Origin of the sequence: Mycolicibacterium aichiense (assembly GCF_010726245.1) — a bacterium.
Taxonomy (GTDB): domain Bacteria; phylum Actinomycetota; class Actinomycetes; order Mycobacteriales; family Mycobacteriaceae; genus Mycobacterium; species Mycobacterium aichiense.
The window spans coordinates 4,025,791-4,045,921 of the sequence record NZ_AP022561.1 but is presented as its reverse complement, the minus strand read 5'-3'; the positions used below and the strand labels follow the sequence as shown (position 1 = coordinate 4,045,921).

16 protein-coding genes and 3 rRNA genes are annotated in these 20,131 nt (G+C 63.6%); 14 read left to right on the top strand and 5 right to left on the bottom strand.

All coding sequences use genetic code 11. The annotated features are described in order from the left end of the window. Positions 1 to 57 precede the first annotated feature (57 nt). The 8 genes from G6N32_RS19570 to G6N32_RS19535 all read left to right on the top strand — a co-directional run bounded on the left by G6N32_RS19570 (position 58) and on the right by G6N32_RS19535 (position 7,133). Positions 58 to 309, top strand: coding sequence for a F0F1 ATP synthase subunit C (locus G6N32_RS19570; protein WP_036343982.1), 252 nt, complete (start codon positions 58 to 60; stop codon positions 307 to 309). A gap of 5 nt (positions 310 to 314) precedes the next feature. After that, the gene (locus G6N32_RS19565) at positions 315 to 827 is read left to right on the top strand and encodes a F0F1 ATP synthase subunit B (RefSeq protein WP_083122770.1); all 513 of its coding nucleotides are present in this window, start codon (positions 315 to 317) and stop codon (positions 825 to 827) included. 3 nt (positions 828 to 830) lie between these two features. Continuing rightward, entirely contained in the window at positions 831 to 2,162 is a 1,332-nt protein-coding gene (locus G6N32_RS19560; RefSeq protein ID WP_115321452.1) for a F0F1 ATP synthase subunit B/delta, read from the top strand. Between the two features lie 71 nt (positions 2,163 to 2,233). Continuing rightward, positions 2,234 to 3,883, top strand: a complete 1,650-nt coding sequence (gene atpA / locus G6N32_RS19555) for a F0F1 ATP synthase subunit alpha (RefSeq protein WP_115321451.1) — start codon at positions 2,234 to 2,236, stop codon at positions 3,881 to 3,883. An 18-nt stretch (positions 3,884 to 3,901) separates the two neighbouring features. Beyond that, entirely contained in the window at positions 3,902 to 4,825 is a 924-nt protein-coding gene (locus tag G6N32_RS19550; RefSeq protein ID WP_115321450.1) for a F0F1 ATP synthase subunit gamma, read from the top strand. A 23-nt stretch (positions 4,826 to 4,848) separates the two neighbouring features. Continuing rightward, positions 4,849 to 6,279, top strand: coding sequence for a F0F1 ATP synthase subunit beta (gene atpD, locus G6N32_RS19545; RefSeq protein WP_115321449.1), 1,431 nt, complete (start codon positions 4,849 to 4,851; stop codon positions 6,277 to 6,279). Positions 6,280 to 6,306: 27 nt separating this feature from the next. Beyond that, a complete protein-coding gene (locus G6N32_RS19540; RefSeq protein ID WP_102809544.1) occupies positions 6,307 to 6,672 on the top strand; it encodes a F0F1 ATP synthase subunit epsilon in 366 nt (121 codons plus the stop codon). Positions 6,673 to 6,689: 17 nt separating this feature from the next. Beyond that, positions 6,690 to 7,133 (top strand): DUF2550 domain-containing protein, encoded by a 444-nt coding sequence (locus G6N32_RS19535; RefSeq protein ID WP_115321448.1) that lies wholly within the window; start codon positions 6,690 to 6,692, stop codon positions 7,131 to 7,133. A gap of 1 nt (position 7,134) precedes the next feature. On the opposite strand, the gene G6N32_RS19530 is transcribed toward G6N32_RS19535, so the two are convergent. Continuing rightward, a complete protein-coding gene (locus G6N32_RS19530) occupies positions 7,135 to 7,728 on the bottom strand; it encodes a cob(I)yrinic acid a,c-diamide adenosyltransferase (RefSeq protein ID WP_115321447.1) in 594 nt (197 codons plus the stop codon). Between the two features lie 62 nt (positions 7,729 to 7,790). Between G6N32_RS19530 and murA the strand changes: the two genes are divergently transcribed. The 4 genes from murA to rrf all read left to right on the top strand — a co-directional run bounded on the left by murA (position 7,791) and on the right by rrf (position 14,631). Next, a complete protein-coding gene (gene murA / locus G6N32_RS19525) occupies positions 7,791 to 9,041 on the top strand; it encodes a UDP-N-acetylglucosamine 1-carboxyvinyltransferase (RefSeq protein ID WP_115321446.1) in 1,251 nt (416 codons plus the stop codon). A gap of 291 nt (positions 9,042 to 9,332) precedes the next feature. Next, a 16S ribosomal RNA gene (locus G6N32_RS19520) occupies positions 9,333 to 10,850 on the top strand. 417 nt (positions 10,851 to 11,267) lie between these two features. Beyond that, positions 11,268 to 14,385: ribosomal RNA gene (locus tag G6N32_RS19515) — 23S ribosomal RNA — on the top strand. A 133-nt stretch (positions 14,386 to 14,518) separates the two neighbouring features. Beyond that, positions 14,519 to 14,631, top strand: a 5S ribosomal RNA gene (gene rrf, locus G6N32_RS19510). The 16S, 23S and 5S rRNA genes sit together here, the layout of an rRNA operon. Positions 14,632 to 14,694: 63 nt before the next feature. Here the strand turns inward: rrf and G6N32_RS19505 are convergent. The 4 genes from G6N32_RS19505 to G6N32_RS19490 form a co-directional block, all read right to left on the bottom strand. Further along, the gene (locus tag G6N32_RS19505) at positions 14,695 to 15,192 is read right to left on the bottom strand and encodes a methylated-DNA--[protein]-cysteine S-methyltransferase (RefSeq protein ID WP_115320994.1); all 498 of its coding nucleotides are present in this window, start codon (positions 15,190 to 15,192) and stop codon (positions 14,695 to 14,697) included. An 8-nt stretch (positions 15,193 to 15,200) separates the two neighbouring features. Beyond that, positions 15,201 to 16,691, bottom strand: a complete 1,491-nt coding sequence (locus tag G6N32_RS19500; RefSeq protein WP_115320993.1) for a DNA-3-methyladenine glycosylase 2 family protein — start codon at positions 16,689 to 16,691, stop codon at positions 15,201 to 15,203. Between the two features lie 90 nt (positions 16,692 to 16,781). Further along, positions 16,782 to 17,507, bottom strand: a complete 726-nt coding sequence (gene trhA / locus G6N32_RS19495) for a PAQR family membrane homeostasis protein TrhA (RefSeq protein WP_115320992.1) — start codon at positions 17,505 to 17,507, stop codon at positions 16,782 to 16,784. Beyond that, positions 17,504 to 19,108 carry an adenylate/guanylate cyclase domain-containing protein gene (locus tag G6N32_RS19490; RefSeq protein WP_115320991.1) on the bottom strand — a complete coding sequence of 535 codons (1,605 nt, stop codon included), beginning with the start codon at positions 19,106 to 19,108 and terminating at the stop codon, positions 17,504 to 17,506. Before G6N32_RS19490 ends, trhA begins: the two co-directional genes overlap by 4 nt. A gap of 49 nt (positions 19,109 to 19,157) precedes the next feature. Between G6N32_RS19490 and nucS the strand changes: the two genes are divergently transcribed. Continuing rightward, positions 19,158 to 19,832 carry an endonuclease NucS gene (gene nucS / locus G6N32_RS19485; protein WP_115320990.1) on the top strand — a complete coding sequence of 225 codons (675 nt, stop codon included), beginning with the start codon at positions 19,158 to 19,160 and terminating at the stop codon, positions 19,830 to 19,832. Further along, positions 19,832 to 20,128 (top strand): Rv1322 family protein, encoded by a 297-nt coding sequence (locus G6N32_RS28885; RefSeq protein ID WP_115320989.1) that lies wholly within the window; start codon positions 19,832 to 19,834, stop codon positions 20,126 to 20,128. Before nucS ends, G6N32_RS28885 begins: the two co-directional genes overlap by 1 nt. Positions 20,129 to 20,131 lie beyond the last annotated feature (3 nt).

Here is a 20,131-nt window from a genome sequence, read left to right as displayed (position 1 = left end):
CCAAGGACCACCCACTCACCTGGTAGGAGTCCTACCAGCAACCAAGGAGGATAAGTAATGGCAGACCCTCAAATCGTCATGGGAGCCCTGATCGGCGGCGGGCTCATCCTGGGCGGCGGCGCCATCGGCGCCGGTATCGGTGACGGTATCGCCGGTAACGCCCTGATCTCCGGCATCGCCCGGCAGCCCGAGGCCCAGGGCCGGCTGTTCACGCCGTTCTTCATCACTGTTGGTCTGGTCGAAGCGGCGTACTTCATCAACCTGGCGTTCATGGCCCTGTTCGTGTTCGCCACGCCTGGCGCTTCCTAGTCGGCATGGGGGAGCACAGCGTCACTCTGTTGGCGGCCGAGGAAGGTGGCACCCAGAACTTCCTCGTCCCCAACGGCACCTTCTTCTTCGTACTCGCGATCTTCCTGATCGTGCTGGGCGTCATCGGCAAGTTCGTCGTGCCGCCGGTCCAGAAGGTGCTCGGTGAGCGCGAGAAGATGGTCGCCAAGACCACCGAGAACAACCGCAAGGCCACTGAGCTGGATGCCGCCGCGGACTCCGATTTCCAGAAGGTGATGGCCGAGGCCCGCACCGAGGCATCGGGGATCCGCGACGAGGCCCGGGCCGAGGGTCGCAAGATCCTCGAGGAGCACCGGGGCCGCGCCAGCGAGGAGGCTGCCGCAACCCTGCAGCAGGCGGCCGATCAGCTCAAGCAGCAGAGCGACAGCATCTCCGGTGACCTGAGGTCGTCGGTCGACACGCTTTCTGCCACGCTGGCCAGCCGCGTTCTGGGTGTTGAGGTCTCCAGCGAGTCGGCGACAACGGCGCCGGGACGGTAGGACATGTCAACCTTCATCGGACAGCTCATCGGCTTCGCGGTCATCGTGGCCATCATCTGGCGGTACGTCGTGCCGCCGTTGAAGAACATGATGGCCAACCAGAAAGAGGCCGTCCGCACTCAGCTCGAGGACAGCGCGAAGGCTGGTCAGCGGTTGGCTGATGCCGACAAGCATCACGCCAAGCGGGTCGACGAGGCCAAGGCCGAAGCCAAGCGCATCGTCGAAGAGGCGCGGGTCGATGCCGAAGGCATCACCGCGCAGCTGCGTGCGCAAGCAGATGTCGAGGTGGAGCGGATCAAAGTTCAAGGTGCGCAACAGGTTCAGTTGCTGCGCGCTCAGCTGATCCGGCAGTTGCGTCAAGACCTCGGCAGTGAGTCGGTGCGGCGCGCGGGCGAGTTGGTGCGTGCCCATGTCGCCGACTCGCAGTCGCAGTCCGCGACTGTCGACCGCTTCCTGGACGAACTGGATTCGATGGCGCCGGCGGCGTACGCGCCCGAGGCGGGTTCGGATCTGCGGTCGGCCAGTCGCGATGCCCAGGCCGCGGTGGTCGAGAAGTTCGACGCGCTGACCTCGGATCTGTCGGTCGACGAATTGTCCGCCCTCTCCGATGACCTTGCGTCGGTGGCCGGTCTGCTGATCGCAGAACCCATCCTGGCCCGCCATCTCGCCGAGTCCTCCGGTGAGGTCGACGCCAAGAAGCAGTTGATTCACCGGCTGCTCGGCGGCAAGGTCGGCGACAAGACACTGGACCTGCTCGAGACCGCGGTATCGGTGCGCTGGTCGTTGACCTCGGATCTGGTCGACGCCATCGAGCATGTCGCGCGGCTGGCACTGCTGACCCGCGCCGAACGTGAGAATCAGGCTGACGAGGTCGAGGAGCAGCTCTTCCGCTTCACCCGCATCCTGGACGAGCAGCCCCGGCTGACCTCCCTGCTGGGTGATTACACCGCACCGGCCGATGGTCGGATCGAGTTGCTGCGCAAGGTCCTCGGCGACGGTAGCGGCGCCAGCGCGACCGCGACCGCACTGCTGGTTCAGACCATCAGTCTGCTGCGCGGCGACCGGGCCGACGAAGCGGTGCTGGCACTGGCTCAACTTGCGGTCGCCCGGCGCGGCGAGGTCGTCGCTCAGGTCAGTGCGGCCGCCGAGCTCAGTTCGGAGCAGCGCACCCGCCTGACCGAGGTGCTGACCCGGATCTACAACCACCCTGTTTCGGTGCAGCTGAACATCGATCCGTCTGTGCTGGGCGGCCTTTCGGTCGCCGTCGGCGACGAGGTGATCGACGGGACGTTGTCCTCACGGCTGGATGCAGCTGTGACGCGGCTTCCCGACTAGCCGACCGACCGACCGGCCGACAAGCCAACCGAACCCCAAGACCCAAAACAAAGGCAGGAAGACGAAAAGCCATGGCAGAGTTGACAATCTCGGCTGACGACATCCAGGGCGCCGTCCAGGAGTACGTCTCGAGCTTCGAGGCGGATACCGGGCGCGAGGAGATCGGCACCGTCATCGACGCCGGCGACGGCATCGCCCACGTCGAGGGTCTGCCCTCGGTGATGACCCAGGAGCTGCTGGAGTTCCCCGGCGGCGTGCTCGGTGTGGCGCTGAACCTCGACGAGCACAGCGTCGGCGCGGTGATCCTGGGTGAGTTCGAGAAGATCGCCGAGGGTCAGCAGGTCAAGCGGACCGGCGAGGTGCTCTCGGTGCCCGTCGGCGACGCCTTCCTGGGTCGCGTCATCAACCCGCTCGGCCAGCCGATCGACGGTCAGGGTGACATCGAGGCCGAGGGTCGCCGCGAGCTCGAGCTGCAGGCGCCGTCGGTGGTGCAGCGTCAGGGTGTCGGTGAGCCGCTGCAGACCGGCATCAAGGCCATCGACGCGATGACTCCGATCGGCCGCGGCCAGCGCCAGCTGATCATCGGTGACCGCAAGACCGGCAAGACCGCCGTCTGCGTCGACACCATCCTCAACCAGCGGGGCGCCTGGGAGACCGGCGATCCCAACCAGCAGGTGCGCTGTGTCTACGTCGCGATCGGCCAGAAGGGCACCACGATCGCCTCGGTGAAGCGGGCCCTCGAAGAGGGTGGCGCGATGGAGTACACCACCATCGTCGCGGCCCCGGCTTCCGATGCCGCCGGCTTCAAGTGGCTCGCGCCCTACACGGGTTCGGCCATCGGCCAGCACTGGATGTACAACGGCAAGCACGTGCTGATCGTGTTCGACGATCTGTCCAAGCAGGCCGACGCCTACCGCGCCATCTCGCTGCTGCTGCGCCGCCCGCCGGGCCGCGAAGCCTTCCCCGGCGACGTCTTCTACCTGCACTCCCGCCTGCTGGAGCGTTGCGCCAAGCTCTCCGACGAGCTCGGTGGCGGCTCGATGACCGGTCTGCCGATCATCGAGACCAAGGCCAACGACATCTCGGCGTTCATTCCGACCAACGTCATCTCGATCACCGACGGCCAGTGCTTCCTGGAGTCCGACCTGTTCAACCAGGGTGTGCGCCCGGCCGTGAACGTCGGTGTGTCGGTGTCCCGCGTCGGTGGTGCCGCTCAGATCAAGGCGATGAAAGAGGTTGCCGGTTCGCTGCGTCTGGATCTGTCGCAGTACCGCGAGCTGGAGGCCTTCGCGGCCTTCGCCTCCGACCTCGACGCCGCGTCGAAGGCTCAGCTGGACCGCGGCGTGCGCCTCGTCGAGCTGCTCAAGCAGGCCCAGTACAGCCCGATGGCGGTCGAGGATCAGGTCGTCGCGATCTTCCTGGGCACCCAGGGGCACCTGGATTCGGTTCCGGCCGAGGATGTTTCGCGCTTCGAGTCCGAGTTCCTGGAGCACGTGAAGGCCAGCCACGCCGAGATCCTCACCGGCATCAAGGAATCCAAGAAACTCTCCGAGGAGGCCGAGGAGAAGCTGGTCTCGGCCATCAACGAGTTCAAGAAAGGCTTCGCCGCCAGCGACGGCAGCTCAGTGGTCGCCGACGAGCACGAAGCTGACGCTTTGGATCCCGAGGACCTGGAGAAGGAATCGGTCAAGGTCCGTAAGCCGGCGCCAAAAAAGAACTAGTAGAAGAGCTATAGGGAAATGGCAGCCACACTTCGGGAACTACGCGGACGTATCAAATCCGCCTCGTCGATCAAGAAGATCACGAAGGCTCAGGAGTTGATCGCCACGTCGCGGATCGCCAAGGCGCAGGCCCGGGTCGATGCAGCCCGGCCCTACGCCACCGAGATCACCAACATGCTCACCGAACTGGCGGGCGCAAGCGCGCTCGATCACCCGCTGCTCGTCGCGCGGGAGAAGCCGCGGCGGGCCGGTGTGCTGGTGGTCTCGTCGGATCGGGGTCTGTGCGGCGGCTACAACGCGAACGTCTTGCGCCGGGCCGAGGAGCTCTTCTCGCTGCTGCGGGAAGAGGGCAAAGATCCGGTGCTCTACGTGGTGGGCCGGAAAGCCCTGGGCTACTACAGCTTCCGTCAGCGTGAGGTCAAAGAGTCGTGGACCGGCTTCTCCGAGCGGCCCGATTACGAGCACGCCAAGGAGATCGCCGACACCCTGGTGACGGCGTTCATGTCCGGTGTCGACGACGAGGGTGACGAGGCCGGCGCTGACGGCGTCCTCGGTGTCGACGAGCTGCACATCGTGTCGACGGAGTTCAGGTCGATGCTGTCGCAGACGGCGACGGCGCTGCGGATCGCCCCAATGGTCGTCGAGTACGTCGGCGAACCGGAAACCGGCCCGCAGACGCTGTTCTCGTTCGAGCCCAATGCCGAGGAGCTGTTCGACTCTCTGCTGCCGCGCTACATCGCGACACGCGTGTACGCGGCGCTGCTCGAGGCGGCGGCGTCGGAGTCGGCGTCTCGTCGGCGCGCCATGAAGTCGGCGACCGACAACGCCGACGATCTGATCAAGGCACTCACGCTGGCGGCCAACCGCGAACGTCAGGCGCAGATCACTCAGGAAATCAGCGAAATCGTCGGTGGCGCCAACGCGCTGGCCGACGCGAAATAGGCCACACAGGAAGCGAAGAGAGAATGACTGCTGCCGTAGAGACCAAGACCGCCGGACGCGTCGTCCGCATCACCGGCCCCGTGGTGGACGTCGAGTTCCCGCGTGGCTCAGTGCCCGAACTGTTCAATGCGCTGCACGCCGAGATCACCTTCGGCGCGCTGGCCAAGACTCTGACCCTCGAGGTTGCTCAGCACCTGGGTGACAACCTGGTGCGCTGCATCTCCATGCAGCCGACGGACGGCTTGGTGCGTGGCGTCGAGGTGTCCGACACCGGCGCCTCGATCTCCGTGCCGGTCGGCGACGGGGTGAAGGGCCACGTGTTCAACGCCCTCGGCGACTGCCTCGATGACCCGGGCTACGGCAAGGACTTCGAGCACTGGTCCATCCACCGCAAGCCGCCGGCCTTCGCCGACCTCGAGCCGCGCACCGAGATGCTGGAGACCGGCCTCAAGGTCGTCGACCTCCTCACCCCGTACGTGCGTGGCGGCAAGATCGCCCTGTTCGGTGGTGCCGGCGTCGGCAAGACCGTGCTGATCCAGGAGATGATCAACCGGATCGCCCGCAACTTCGGTGGCACCTCGGTGTTCGCCGGTGTGGGGGAGCGGACCCGTGAGGGCAACGACCTCTGGGTCGAGCTTGCGGACGCCAACGTGCTCAAGGACACCGCGTTGGTGTTCGGTCAGATGGACGAGCCGCCAGGCACGCGTATGCGGGTCGCCCTGTCCGCGCTGACCATGGCGGAATACTTCCGCGACGAGCAGGGCCAGGACGTGCTTCTGTTCATCGACAACATCTTCCGGTTCACCCAGGCCGGCTCCGAGGTGTCCACGCTGCTCGGCCGTATGCCGTCCGCCGTGGGTTACCAGCCGACCCTGGCTGACGAGATGGGTGAGCTCCAGGAGCGCATCACCTCGACGCGTGGCCGTTCGATCACCTCGATGCAGGCCGTGTACGTGCCCGCCGACGACTACACCGACCCGGCGCCGGCCACCACGTTCGCGCACCTGGATGCCACCACCGAGCTTTCCCGCGCGGTGTTCTCCAAGGGCATCTTCCCGGCGGTGGATCCGCTGGCGTCGAGCTCGACGATCCTGCACCCGAGCGTCGTCGGTGACGAGCACTACCGGGTCGCCCAGGAAGTCATCCGGATCCTGCAGCGCTACAAGGATCTTCAGGACATCATCGCGATCCTCGGTATCGACGAGCTCTCCGAAGAGGACAAGGTCCTGGTGTACCGCGCCCGCAAGATCGAGCGCTTCCTGAGCCAGAACATGATGGCCGCCGAGCAGTTCACCGGGCAGCCCGGTTCCACGGTTCCGCTCAAAGAGACCGTCGAGGCCTTCGACAAGCTGGCCAAGGGCGAGTTCGACCACCTGCCCGAGCAGGCGTTCTTCCTGATCGGTGGCCTGGACGACCTGGCGAAGAAGGCCGAGAGCCTCGGCGCCAAGCTGTGAGTTTCACAACGCGAAAGGTGATGTGAGATGGCCGAATTGGACGTCGACATCGTCGCCGTCGAGCGCAAGATCTGGTCGGGTAAGGCGACGTTCGTCTTCACCCGCACCACGTCCGGCGAGATCGGCATCCTGCCTCGACACATCCCGCTCGTGGCACAGCTCGTCGATGACGCGATGGTGCGTGTCGAGCGGGAGGGCGAGGACGATCTGCGGATCGCGGTCGACGGCGGTTATCTGTCGGTCACCGAGGAGGGCGTGACGATCCTCGCCGAGTCCGCGGAGTTCGAGTCCGAGATCGACGCGGACGCCGCCAAGTCCGATGCGGCGTCCGACGACCCGCAGACTGCTGCCCGGGGTCGGGCGCGTCTGCGCGCCCTGGGCCAGATCGACTAGTCGAGAGCCAGCGACTGATGAGCGCGCCGATGATCTTCATGGTCGCGCTGGTCAGTGTGCTAGTACTCGTCGTCGCGGCTCTGTCCTATCGGTTGTGGAAGCTGCGCCAGGGTGGGACGGCGGCGATCCTGCGCGACACCCCTGCGGTCGGCGGGCACGGCTGGCGGCACGGAGTCATCAGGTATCGCGGGGATGAGGCCCGGTTCTATCGGCTGTCGAGTCTGCGATGGTGGCCGGATCGCCGGCTGAGCCGGCGTGGGCTCGAGGTCATCGCCCGACGTGGCCCGCGCGGCGACGAGTTCGACATCATGTCCGACGCGATAGTCGTGCTGGAACTGCATGACATCACCGGTGAGCGCGGCCGCGGGTATGAAATGGCGCTGGACCGCGGGGCTCTGACGGCGTTTCTGTCCTGGGTCGAATCGAGTCCGTCGCCGCGGGCGCGGCGCCGCACCGCCTGACTTACGTCTTCGCAGGCCCTTCGGCTTTGCCGCCGCCGGGCTGCCACAGCACGTCACCACCCGGATTGGCCACCCGGCCCAGGATGAACAGCAGGTCAGAGAGCCGGTTGAGGTAGCGCGCCGGCAGCGGGCTGACGGTATCGGGATAGGTCTTGACCGCGATCCATGCCGAGCGCTCGGCACGTCTGGTCACCGTCCGCGCGACATGGAGCAGGGCCGACAACGGGGTGCCGCCGGGCAAGATGAACGAGTTCAGGGCCGGCAGATTTTCGTTGTAGTGGTCGCACCACGCCTCGAGCCGCTCCACGTACGGGGCGGTGATCCGCAACGGCGGATACTCGGGGTTTTCGACGACCGGAGTGGACAGGTCGGCGCCCGCGTCGAACAAGTCGTTCTGGATCTGCACCAGGACTTTGCGCAGGTCGTCGTCGGGTTGACCCAGGGCGACGGCCACTCCGAGCGCGGCATTGGCCTCGTCACAGTCGGCGTACGCGATCAGCCGCGCGTCATTCTTGTCCACCCGTGAGAAATCACTCAGTCCCGACGTCCCGTCGTCGCCGGTCCGGGTATAGATGCGGGTCAGGTGTACTGCCATGGGTGAAACCGTACCGGCCTGGTGGCACGGAGCCGGGCCTTGCCTCCACTAAACTAACGGCCGTGGGCGAGCGTTTCGTGGTGACCGGTGGTAACCGGTTGTCGGGCGAAGTCGCCGTTGGGGGCGCCAAGAACAGCGTTCTGAAGCTGATGGCGGCCAGCCTGCTGGCCGAGGGCACCACCACGATCACCAACTGCCCCGACATTCTTGACGTACCGCTGATGGCGGAGGTCCTTCGCGGCCTCGGCGCGAATGTGGAACTCGATGGGTCGATTGTTCGGATCACCTCACCCGACGAGCCCAAATACGAAGCCGACTTCGCCGCGGTGCGCCAGTTCCGGGCCTCGGTCTGCGTGCTGGGCCCATTGGTCGGACGGTGTAAACGCGCCCGGGTCGCACTGCCCGGTGGCGACGCGATCGGCTCGCGCCCACTGGATATGCATCAGGCGGGGTTGCGCCAGCTCGGCGCCGACTGCACGATCGAGCACGGCTGCGTGGTGGCCACCGCCGAGCGCCTGCACGGCGCCGAGATCCAGCTGGAGTTCCCGTCGGTGGGGGCGACCGAGAACATCCTGATGGCCGCGGTCCTGGCTGAGGGTGTGACCACGATCCACAACGCGGCCCGCGAGCCCGACGTCGTCGACCTCTGCGAAATGCTCTGCCAGATGGGCGCCCAGATCGAAGGCGCTGGAAGATCGACACTGACGATCACGGGCGTCCCTCGGCTGCACCCCACCGAGCACCGGGTGATCGGCGACCGCATCGTGGCCGCGACGTGGGGTATCGCTGCGGCGATGACCCGCGGTGACATCGCGGTCACCGGGGTGGACCCGGCTCACCTTCAGCTGGTGTTGCACAAGCTGCACGATGCCGGCGCCACTGTCACCCAGCACGACAACGGGTTCCGGGTGGTGCAGTACGACCGTCCGAAGGCCGGCAATGTGGCGACGCTGCCGTTCCCGGGCTTTCCCACCGATCTGCAGCCGATGGCGATTGCGCTGGCGTCGATCGCCGACGGGACGTCGATGATCACCGAGAACGTGTTCGAGGCGAGGTTCCGGTTCGTCGAGGAGATGATCCGCCTGGGTGCCGATGCCCGGACCGATGGTCACCATGCGGTGGTGCGGGGAATCCCGCAGCTTTCGAGTGCACCGGTGTGGTGTTCGGACATCCGGGCCGGCGCCGGGCTGGTGCTGGCCGGGCTGGTCGCTGACGGAGAAACCGAAGTTCACGACGTGTTTCACATCGACCGGGGCTACCCACTCTTCGTCGAGAATCTGGTGCGACTTGGAGCTGAGATAGAACGCGTGTAATGTAGGCAGTCGGCCAGCCGCGCCGGACCCAGAGATGGGGAGGCAGCGGCAAGTTGACAAGCCAACAACAGCAAGTAAGATGGCAGGGTTGCCTGCTGGCGGTCGTCGGCCGGGTGTGTTGTTTGAGAACTCAATAGTGTGTTTGGTGGTTTTTGTTTGTTGTTGTTTTTTGCCGCATTCTGATACCCCCGTGTTGGGGTGCGGTTGTTGATGCCAGTTTTGGTGTCTTTTGTTTGGTTTCAGGCTTGTTCTGATTCGAATTCTGCCTTGCCTTTTTGGGTGAGGGGTTTTTGTTTGGAGAGTTTGATTCTGGCTCAGGACGAACGCTGGCGGCGTGCTTAACACATGCAAGTCGAACGGAAAGGCCCTTCGGGGTACTCGAGTGGCGAACGGGTGAGTAACACGTGGGTGATCTGCCCTGCACTTTGGGATAAGCCTGGGAAACTGGGTCTAATACCGAATAGGATCATGGCCTTCATGGGTTGTGGTGGAAAGCTTTTGCGGTGTGGGATGGGCCCGCGGCCTATCAGCTTGTTGGTGGGGTAATGGCCTACCAAGGCGACGACGGGTAGCCGGCCTGAGAGGGTGACCGGCCACACTGGGACTGAGATACGGCCCAGACTCCTACGGGAGGCAGCAGTGGGGAATATTGCACAATGGGCGCAAGCCTGATGCAGCGACGCCGCGTGAGGGATGACGGCCTTCGGGTTGTAAACCTCTTTCAGCAGGGACGAAGCGCAAGTGACGGTACCTGTAGAAGAAGGACCGGCCAACTACGTGCCAGCAGCCGCGGTAATACGTAGGGTCCGAGCGTTGTCCGGAATTACTGGGCGTAAAGAGCTCGTAGGTGGTTTGTCGCGTTGTTCGTGAAAACTCACAGCTCAACTGTGGGCGTGCGGGCGATACGGGCAGACTTGAGTACTGCAGGGGAGACTGGAATTCCTGGTGTAGCGGTGGAATGCGCAGATATCAGGAGGAACACCGGTGGCGAAGGCGGGTCTCTGGGCAGTAACTGACGCTGAGGAGCGAAAGCGTGGGGAGCGAACAGGATTAGATACCCTGGTAGTCCACGCCGTAAACGGTGGGTACTAGGTGTGGGTTTCCTTCCTTGGGATCCGTGCCGTAGCTAACGCATTAAGTACCCCGCCTGGGGAGTACGGCCGCAAGGCTAAAACTCAAAGAAATTGACGGGGGCCCGCACAAGCGGCGGAGCATGTGGATTAATTCGATGCAACGCGAAGAACCTTACCTGGGTTTGACATGCACAGGACGCCGGCAGAGATGTCGGTTCCCTTGTGGCCTGTGTGCAGGTGGTGCATGGCTGTCGTCAGCTCGTGTCGTGAGATGTTGGGTTAAGTCCCGCAACGAGCGCAACCCTTGTCTCATGTTGCCAGCACGTTATGGTGGGGACTCGTGAGAGACTGCCGGGGTCAACTCGGAGGAAGGTGGGGATGACGTCAAGTCATCATGCCCCTTATGTCCAGGGCTTCACACATGCTACAATGGCCGGTACAAAGGGCTGCGATGCCGTGAGGTGGAGCGAATCCTTTCAAAGCCGGTCTCAGTTCGGATCGGGGTCTGCAACTCGACCCCGTGAAGTCGGAGTCGCTAGTAATCGCAGATCAGCAACGCTGCGGTGAATACGTTCCCGGGCCTTGTACACACCGCCCGTCACGTCATGAAAGTCGGTAACACCCGAAGCCGGTGGCCTAACCCTTGTGGAGGGAGCCGTCGAAGGTGGGATCGGCGATTGGGACGAAGTCGTAACAAGGTAGCCGTACCGGAAGGTGCGGCTGGATCACCTCCTTTCTAAGGAGCACCACGAGAATCAGGCCCGCCCACATCGTGTGGGGGTTCGGTGATCTGATCGATTCGTTGGATGGCCTTTTATCACCTGTCGTGGGTGTCACCTGTAGTGGGTGGGGGTCTGGTGCACGACAAGCAAACGACCAGGACGGGGACCTTCCTTTGGTGGGGGGTTGTCTGGTGCTGCCAAACACACTGTTGGGCTTTGAGACAACAGGCCCGTGCCCGGGGTTCCGGGTGGCTCCGCGTTGGCGGGGTCGGTGTGTTGTTGCTCCATCTTTGGTGGTGGGGTGTGGTGTTTGATTTGTGGATAGTGGTTGCGAGCATCTGGTACGCATGAGGCGCCGGCTTCCTTTGGGGGTTGGTGGTTTTGTGTGTGCGATTGATGTGCAATTTCTTTTTTCGAATTGGTTTTTTGTGTTGTAAGTGTTTAAGAGCGCATGGTGGATGCCTTGGCACTGGGAGCCGATGAAGGACGTGGGAGGCTGCGTTATGCCTCGGGGAGCTGCCAACCGAGCGTTGATCCGAGGATGTCCGAATGGGGAAACCCGGCACGAGTGATGTCGTGTCACCCACTACTGAATACATAGGTAGTGGGGGGGAACGCGGGGAAGTGAAACATCTCAGTACCCGTAGGAAGAGAAAACAATTGTGATTCCGTTAGTAGTGGCGAGCGAACGCGGAGGATGGCTAAACCGTATGCATGTGATACCCGGCAGGGGTTGTGTGTGCGGTGTTGTGGGACGTTTCGTCTTCGGTCTGCCGGCCGGGGCGGGAGTGATAAACCGTGGTGTTAGGTGAAGTGACCTGGGATGGTCTGCCGTAGTGGGTGAGAGCCCCGTAACTGAAAACATCACGGCTCCTGTGGAACTGTTCCCGAGTAGCAGCGGGCCCGTGGAATCTGCTGTGAATCTGCCGGGACCACCCGGTAAGCCTGAATACTTCTCAGTGACCGATAGCGGATTAGTACCGTGAGGGAATGGTGAAAAGTACCCCGGGAGGGGAGTGAAATAGTACCTGAAACCGTGCGCTTACAATCCGTCAGAGCCCTCCTTCGTGGTGGGGTGATGGCGTGCCTTTTGAAGAATGAGCCTGCGAGTCAGGGACATGTCGCGAGGTTAACCCGGGTGGGGTAGCCGTAGCGAAAGCGAGTCTGAATAGGGCGTATCCACACAACAGTGTGTGGTGTAGTGGTGTGTTCTGGACCCGAAGCGGAGTGATCTACCCATGGCCAGGGTGAAGCGCGGGTAAGACCGCGTGGAGGCCCGAACCCACTTAGGTTGAAGACTGAGGGGATGAGTTGTGGGTAGGGGTGAAAGGCCAATCAAACTCCGTGATAGCTGGTTCTCCCCGAAATGCATTTAGGTGCAGCGTTGCGTGTTTCTTGCCGGAGGTAGAGCTACTGGATGGCCGATGGGCCCCACAGGGTTACTGACGTCAGCCAAACCCGAATGCCGGTAAGTGAAAGCGTGGCAGTGAGACGGCGGGGGATAAGCTCCGTACGTCGAGAGGGAAACAGCCCAGATCGCCGGCTAAGGCCCCTAAGCGTGTGCTAAGTGGAAAAGGATGTGCAGTCGCAGAGACAACCAGGAGGTTGGCTTAGAAGCAGCCACCTTGAAAGAGTGCGTAATAGCTCACTGGTCAAGTGATTGTGCGCCGATAATGTAGCGGGGCTCAAGCACACCGCCGAAGCCGCGGCATCAACCTTGTGTTGATGGGTAGGGGAGCGTCCTGCACACCGGTGAAGCAGCCTGGTAATGGAGCTGTGGAGGGTGTGGGAGTGAGAATGCAGGCATGAGTAGCGATAAGGCAAGTGAGAACCTTGCCCGCCGAAAGACCAAGGGTTCCTGGGCCAGGCCAGTCCGCCCAGGGTGAGTCGGGACCTAAGGCGAGGCCGACAGGCGTAGTCGATGGACAACGGGTTGATATTCCCGTACCCGTGTGTGAGCGTCCCTGATGAATCCATTCTGCTAATCGCCCAAATGGTGGCCAACCAATTCCTTCGGGAAGCGGGGGTCGCCGGCTGCGCGAGACCCGGGTGGGTAGTAGTCAAGCGATGGGGTGACGCAGGTAGGTAGCCGTACCAGTCAGTGGTAATACTGGGGCAAGCCCGTAGGGAGTCAGATAGGCAAATCCGTCTGGCATATATCCTGAGAGGTGATGCATAGCCGAGTGAGGCGAATTCGGTGATCCTTTGCTGCCAAGAAAAGCCTCTAGCGAGCGCACACACGGCCCGTACCCCAAACCAACACAGGTGGTCAGGTAGAGAATACCAAGGCGTACGAGTGAACTATGGTTAAGGAACTCGGCAAAATACCCCCGTAACTTCGGGAGAAGGGGGACCTCCTACTGTCATGGCACTAGCTGCCGGCAGCGGTGGGGGGTGGCACAAACCAGTGAGAAGCGACTGTTTACTAAAAACACAGGTCCGTGCGAAGTCGCAAGACGATGTATACGGACTGACGCCTGCCCGGTGCTGGAAGGTTAAGAGGACCCGTTAACCCTTCGGGGTGAAGCGGAGAATTTAAGCCCCAGTAAACGGCGGTGGTAACTATAACCATCCTAAGGTAGCGAAATTCCTTGTCGGGTAAGTTCCGACCTGCACGAATGGCGTAACGACTTCTCAACTGTCTCAACCATAGACTCGGCGAAATTGCACTACGAGTAAAGATGCTCGTTACGCGCGGCAGGACGAAAAGACCCCGGGACCTTCACTATAGCTTGGTATTGGCGTTCGATACGGTTTGTGTAGGATAGGTGGGAGACTGTGAAACTCACACGCCAGTGTGGGTGGAGTCATTGTTGAAATACCACTCTGATCGTATTGGACTTCTAACTTCGGACCGTATATCCGGTCCAGGGACAGTGCCTGGTGGGTAGTTTAACTGGGGCGGTTGCCTCCTAAAATGTAACGGAGGCGCCCAAAGGTTCCCTCAACCTGGACGGCAATCAGGTGTTGAGTGCAAGTGCACAAGGGAGCTTGACTGCGAGACGGACATGTCAAGCAGGGACGAAAGTCGGGACTAGTGATCCGGCACCCCCGAGTGGAAGGGGTGTCGCTCAACGGATAAAAGGTACCCCGGGGATAACAGGCTGATCTTCCCCAAGAGTCCATATCGACGGGATGGTTTGGCACCTCGATGTCGGCTCGTCGCATCCTGGGGCTGGAGCAGGTCCCAAGGGTTGGGCTGTTCGCCCATTAAAGCGGCACGCGAGCTGGGTTTAGAACGTCGTGAGACAGTTCGGTCTCTATCCGCCGCGCGCGTCAGAAACTTGAGGAAACCTGTCCCTAGTACGAGAGGACCGGGACGGACGAACCTCTGGTACACCAGTTGTCCCACCAGGGGCACCGCTGGATAGCCACGTTCGGACAGGATAACCGCTGAAAGCATCTAAGCGGGAAACCTTCTCCAAGACCAGGTTTCTCACCCTTTTAGAGGGATAAGGCCCCCCGCAGACCACGGGATCGATAGACCAGACCTACACGCACCGCAAGGTGTTCAGGGAACTGGCACTAACCGGCCGAAAACTTACAACAACCAAAACAACAAACCAATTTGTTTTCGGAAACTGTAAAGACGCACACACATTGCCCGCAACCACACCACAACAATCAACACACTGCACCCCACCACCAAAACTATGTACACTCGGAAAAGAGTGAATAAAGTTACGGCGGCCATAGCGGCAGGGAAACGCCCGGTCCCATCCCGAACCCGGAAGCTAAGCCTACCAGCGCCGATGATACTACCCCACAGGGTGGAAAAGTAGGACACCGCCGAACACAATTTAAGACCTGTGCCCCCTAATTTCGATTAGGGGGCACAGGCATTTGTGTATGTAGACGTCAATCGAATAGCGAAAGATCGGCCGGAATTCGGCTTTTCTCCAGCGCCAGCAATGCGCGCTTTCGATCAATTCCTCCGCCATATCCGGTCATTCCGCCGGTTGAACCGATAACGCGATGACAGGGGACGATGATGCCGATCGGATTTCGGCCATTTGCCATTCCCACCGCACGCGATGCTCCCGGAGATCCGATTTGCATGGCGATTTCTCCATAAGACCGAGTCTCGCCGTACGGAATGGTGCGCAAAGCCGACCAGACTTTGCGTTGGAATTCGGTTCCGCCGAGTTCCAGGTCGAGGTCGAATTCGGTGAGTTCACCGGCGAAGTAGGCCGCCAGCTGCTCGACCGCGTCGGCGAATATCTCATCATCGGACTGCGCCCAGTCGGACCGATCCGGCTCATGCGTCTGGTCCACCATCCGTAGATGTCGCAGCGTCGATCCCGTGCCGGCCAGGGTCAGTGGACCCACCGGGCTATCGATGATTCGGTACCGCATTGTCGTCGTCACGGTGTCTCCTTCGGTGGCCAGTGATTCACGGAATGGTCCAGAGTCGTCCACAGATGCTGCACGGCGTATGACCGCCATGGTCGCCAGCGTGCACTGTGTGTGGTCAGCTCCCGCACGTCGCCCGGCAGGCCGAGTTGTTCGGCCGCGAGTCGCACACCGAGATCGCCGGCCGGAAAGGCGTCGGGATCACCCAGCCCCCGCATCGCGACGATCTCGGCCGTCCACGGTCCGATTCCGGGTAGCGCCAGTAGCTGTTGACGAGCCTGCTGCCAGTCGCAGCCGGGATTGAGTGTCAGCTCGCCACCGGCGAGGGCCTCGATCAGCGTGGTCACCGTGCGCCGCCGGGTGGCCGGCACCGCAAGGTGCGCCGGATCGATGTCGGCCAGCTGAGCGGTGCTGGGAAACGTGTGCGTCAGGCCGCCATGCGGATCGGCCACCGGTGTGCCGTAAGCGGCGACGAGCCGGCCGGCGTGGGTGCGTGCCGCCTTGGTGGAGACCTGCTGACCGAGTACGGCCCGCACCGTCAGTTCTTCTTCGTCGACGGTTCGCGGGATCCGCTGCCCGGGCGCCTTGCTCACCACTGGGCTCAAGTCGGCGTCGGCACCCAGCACATCGAGTACGGCTTCCGGGTCGGCGTCGAGGTCCAACAGCCGCCGGCAGCGGGCGATCGCCGTCGACAGATCTCTGACATGCTCGAGCACCAGCGTGCAGCGCACGTGGTCGGGCTGCGGTGTCAGGCTCACCACGCCATAGCCCGACGGGAGGCGAAGTGTACGGCGGAAGGCGCCGTCGCGAACCTCTTCACAGCCGGGGACAGCAGTGCCCGCCAGGTGCCCGAACACGCCTTCGTAGGCGAACGGGGTGCGTACCGGCAGCCGCAGTGACAATGCTTGCCCGTCGGGCGCGCTCGCCGACCAGTCCCGGCGGGAGGCTTTGGCCCGCAACGCTGTCGGTGTGGTGTCGCAGGCCGCCCGCAGGGTGTCGTTGAACTGGCGGATGCTCGCGAAGCCAGCTGCGAACGCGATATCGCTGAACGCCATGTCGGTGGTCTCGATGAGCACCCGTGCGGTCTGCACCCGCTGTGCGCGGGCCAGGGCCAGCGGCCCGGCACCGACCTCGGCCTGCAGCATCCGCTCCAACTGGCGGGCGGTGTACCCGACCCGGCTGGCCAGTCCCGTGACGCCTTCGCGGTCCACTGCGCCGTCGCCGATCAAACGCATCGCCCGGGCCACCGCGTCACCGCGGACATTCCATTCCGGCGAACCCGGTGAGGCATCCGGTCGGCACCGTTTACAGGCCCGGAAGCCCGCTCGCTGGGCGGCCGCGGAACTGGGGTAGAAGCGCACGTTGCGGGCCAGTGGCAGCCGCACCGGGCAGCTCGGCCGGCAGTAGATGCCGGTGGTCTTGACCGCGGTGACGAACCAGCCGTCGAACCGCGAGTCCTTGGACTGGACTGCGCGGTAGCAGCGGTCGAAATCGTCATGCACGTCTTGAACTTTTACACGTCGGCACCGACAGCACTAGCGGAAAAACGACATCGTGGTCGCGTGCCGGTGGGCGGCGGCTTCCGGCACAGATCAGGAGATCGCCAGACCGGCCACGATGAGCCAGATCGCGATGTAATGGCATGCCGCGGCCGCGGCGGTGAAGGCGTGGAAGAACTCGTGGTAGCCGAAATACGCGGGCCACGGGTTGGGCCATCGCAGCCCGTAGAGCACGGCACCGATGTTGTACAGCACGCCGCCGGCAATCAGGAGACCGACGACGGTCAGCCCGGCACCGTCGAGAAGTGTTCGGGCGTAAGCGATTGCGGCGTAGCCGAGCATCACGTACAGCGGCACGCCGATCCACCGCGGCGCCGAGGGCCACAGCACCTTGAGCGTGATGCCGGCCGCCGCGCCGATACACACGATGGTCAGAACTCTGGTGGCGGTCTCTGCTGGCATCGCCAGGACGGCGATGGGAAAGTATGTGCCCACGATGAACACGAAGATCATCGAATGGTCGGCACGCTTCATCCAGTTCAGCGCCTTCGCCGAACGCCACCGCACGAGGTGATACGTCGCGCTGATGCCGAACATGGCGACGATGGTGGTGGTGTAAATCGTTGTCGCCCAAGCCGCGTTCGGGGAGGCTACCGCCAACGCCACACGCACCAGCGCCACACTGGCGACGATGGCGACGATGGCCGAGGACAGGTGAATCCAGCCGCGGACCCTCGGCGTGCCGAGCACATCGACGATCGGCTCGGCTCGGCCCGGGGCTGAAGGCAGGAGTGGCGGCGCGGCTTCCCCGGATGTCACGCGGGAACGGCCAACCGAGTCGGCTCATCGTGGCCGCGCAGCGTCACCGCATCGGTCAGGACCCAGTGGGCACGCTCGGAATCGCCGGCCCGCTCGACGGTCGAGGCGGTCACCAGCAGGCGGTTCTCGGTGGATTTGGCGAGCTCGGACAGGCGTGCGGCTTCATTGACCGGTCCGCCGATCACCGTGTATTCGAATCGCTCGTTGGCACCGACGTTGCCGGCCACAACCTCCCCGGCGGCGACCCCGAGTCCGGCCGGGCATTCCGGGACCTCCTGCTCGAGGCGCCGCATGATCGTGCGGGCTGCGGCCAGCGCATCGTCTTCGGGGTTGTCGAGCGTGACCGGCGCACCGAACACCGCGAGCGTGGCATCACCCTCGAATTTGTTGAGCAGACCGTTGTGCCGGTTGACCTCTTCGACGATCACGGCGAAGAACCGGTTGAGCAGGTCGACCACCTCGATCGGGGGCAGCGTGGCGACCAATTGAGTGGAGCCGACGATGTCGACGAAAAGTACTGCCACGTGGCGCTCTTCACCGCCGAGCTGCGGTTTCTGCATTTCGGCGGCCGCAGCCACCTCGCGGCCGACGTGACGGCCGAACAGGTCGCGCACCCGTTCGCGCTCCCGCAACCCGGCGACCATCGAGTTGAATCCCCGTTGCAGCTCTCCGAGTTCGGTGCCGTCGAAGACCACGACGCTGGCCTTGAGATCCCCGTCCTCGACGCGTTTGAGCGCAGAGCGCACCACCCGCACCGGAGTCGCGGTGATCCAGGCGAGCACCCACATCAAGGCGAACCCGAACACCAGCGTGGCCGACGAGGTGATCAGGATGGCGACCTCGAGCTGCGTCTTGGTCATGTTGTCCAACACCAGCGAGATCAGGGCGCTGAGCCCGATGCCGATCACCGGCACGCCCGACCCGAGCATCCAGACCGTCATCGTGCGGCCCATGATCCCCGGCGCCAGCCGGTGCGGCGGCGGCCCGGCTGCCAGCGCCAGCGCTGCAACAGGGCGCAGTGCGAACTCGGTGGCCAGGTAGGCGCCGGTGGAGACCATCACCCCGGCAAAGCCCGTCACGAGCAGGATCCGGGGAATGAAGTCGGTGTCGAAAAGCCCGTAGAGGATGGTGAAGATCACCGTGCCCACCACCCAGAGCGACAGCTGGGCAAGCGCGACGCGCCACGGGGTGAAGAACGCGTTGCGCTGGTCGACGCGGGTCGGCGCACGGCCTTCGGCTGCCCACCGGAGGTTTTTGACCGTGCGGGTGGTGATCCACCAGCTGCCGAACGCGAGCGCGGCTGCCGCATACGCGGGTGCGACGCCGAAGGTGAGCCACGCCGGCACGTCGGTGAACACGCTGGGTACCGGATAGGCCACGCTGACCAACAGGGCCGCGACCACGATGCCCAGGACGTTCACCGCCAGCAGCGATACCGTGACCAGCGTCTGGATCCGGACCCGGCGGCGGGCCGGGCTTTCGTTGACCCTTCCCAGGATCAACGAGCCGTAGGCCGGTGGGCCGGCCAACCGGCCGCTTTGCCGGGTCACCCGTTCCAGAACCCGGCCCAACCGCTGCGCGAGGCTCGGGGGGGACGTCATGGTGGTGTCAGCCTAATTCGCCGGGCGTCGTAGACCCTAAGCTTGGGCGGTGCGCCTCGTGATCGCCCAATGCACCGTCGACTACGTCGGTCGCCTCACCGCCCACCTGCCGTCCGCTCGCCGACTGTTGCTGATCAAGGCCGACGGCTCGGTCAGCATTCACGCCGACGACCGTGCCTACAAGCCGCTGAACTGGATGAGCCCGCCGTGCTGGCTTACCGAGGAGGCCAAAGACGACTCATTGCCGGTGTGGGTGGTGGAGAACAAGGCCGGTGAGCAGTTGCGGATCACCATCGAAAGCGTCGAGCACGACTCGAGCCACGAACTCGGGATCGATCCCGGACTGGTGAAGGACGGCGTCGAAGCGCACCTGCAGAAGCTACTGGCCGAGCACATCGAGCTGCTGGGTGACGGCTACACACTGGTTCGCCGGGAGTTCATGACGGCCATCGGCCCGGTGGACATCCTCTGCCGTGACGACGAGGGCCGTACGGTCGCGGTGGAGATCAAGCGCCGCGGCGAGATCGACGGTGTGGAGCAGCTGACCCGCTACCTCGAGTTGCTCAATCGGGACAGTCTGCTGGCGCCGGTGACCGGGGTGTTCGCCGCCCAGCAGATCAAGCCGCAAGCCCGAACGCTGGCTACCGATCGCGGGATTCGTTGCCTGACTTTGGATTACGACGTCATGCGGGGGATGGACAGCGACGAGTTCCGGCTCTTCTGATGCCGCGGCACCGGCCACCTCGCCCAAAAGACCGCGGTGTTCCGCCGCTACCCCTGCCGCGCCGCATCGAGTCGGGCGCAGACGGATTCGACTACGAAGTGCGATCGGTACCGGGTGCGCGGGCGGTCAAGACCTACCGGTGCCCCGGCTGCGATCACGAGATCCGCTCGGGGGTCGCGCATGTAGCGGTATGGCGCGCCGACGATGGTGAGTCCGCGCTTGAGGATCGACGGCACTGGCACACCGCCTGCTGGGCGAACCGCGCCACTCGCGGGCCGACCCGGAAGTGGTCGTAGAAA

Bases quoted from the DNA above. Each gene is read 5' to 3' on its own strand.
- G6N32_RS19570 (WP_036343982.1), top strand. From the start codon at position 58: ATGGCAGACCCTCAAATCGTCATGGGAGCCCTGATCGGCGGCGGGCTC.
- G6N32_RS19565 (WP_083122770.1), top strand. From the start codon at position 315: ATGGGGGAGCACAGCGTCACTCTGTTGGCGGCCGAGGAAGGTGGCACC.
- G6N32_RS19560 (WP_115321452.1), top strand. From the start codon at position 831: ATGTCAACCTTCATCGGACAGCTCATCGGCTTCGCGGTCATCGTGGCC.
- atpA (WP_115321451.1), top strand. From the start codon at position 2,234: ATGGCAGAGTTGACAATCTCGGCTGACGACATCCAGGGCGCCGTCCAG.
- G6N32_RS19550 (WP_115321450.1), top strand. From the start codon at position 3,902: ATGGCAGCCACACTTCGGGAACTACGCGGACGTATCAAATCCGCCTCG.
- atpD (WP_115321449.1), top strand. From the start codon at position 4,849: ATGACTGCTGCCGTAGAGACCAAGACCGCCGGACGCGTCGTCCGCATC.
- G6N32_RS19540 (WP_102809544.1), top strand. From the start codon at position 6,307: ATGGCCGAATTGGACGTCGACATCGTCGCCGTCGAGCGCAAGATCTGG.
- G6N32_RS19535 (WP_115321448.1), top strand. From the start codon at position 6,690: ATGAGCGCGCCGATGATCTTCATGGTCGCGCTGGTCAGTGTGCTAGTA.
- G6N32_RS19530 (WP_115321447.1), bottom strand. From the start codon at position 7,728: ATGGCAGTACACCTGACCCGCATCTATACCCGGACCGGCGACGACGGG.
- G6N32_RS19505 (WP_115320994.1), bottom strand. From the start codon at position 15,192: ATGCGGTACCGAATCATCGATAGCCCGGTGGGTCCACTGACCCTGGCC.
- G6N32_RS19490 (WP_115320991.1), bottom strand. From the start codon at position 19,108: ATGACGTCCCCCCCGAGCCTCGCGCAGCGGTTGGGCCGGGTTCTGGAA.
- G6N32_RS28885 (WP_115320989.1), top strand. From the start codon at position 19,832: ATGCCGCGGCACCGGCCACCTCGCCCAAAAGACCGCGGTGTTCCGCCG.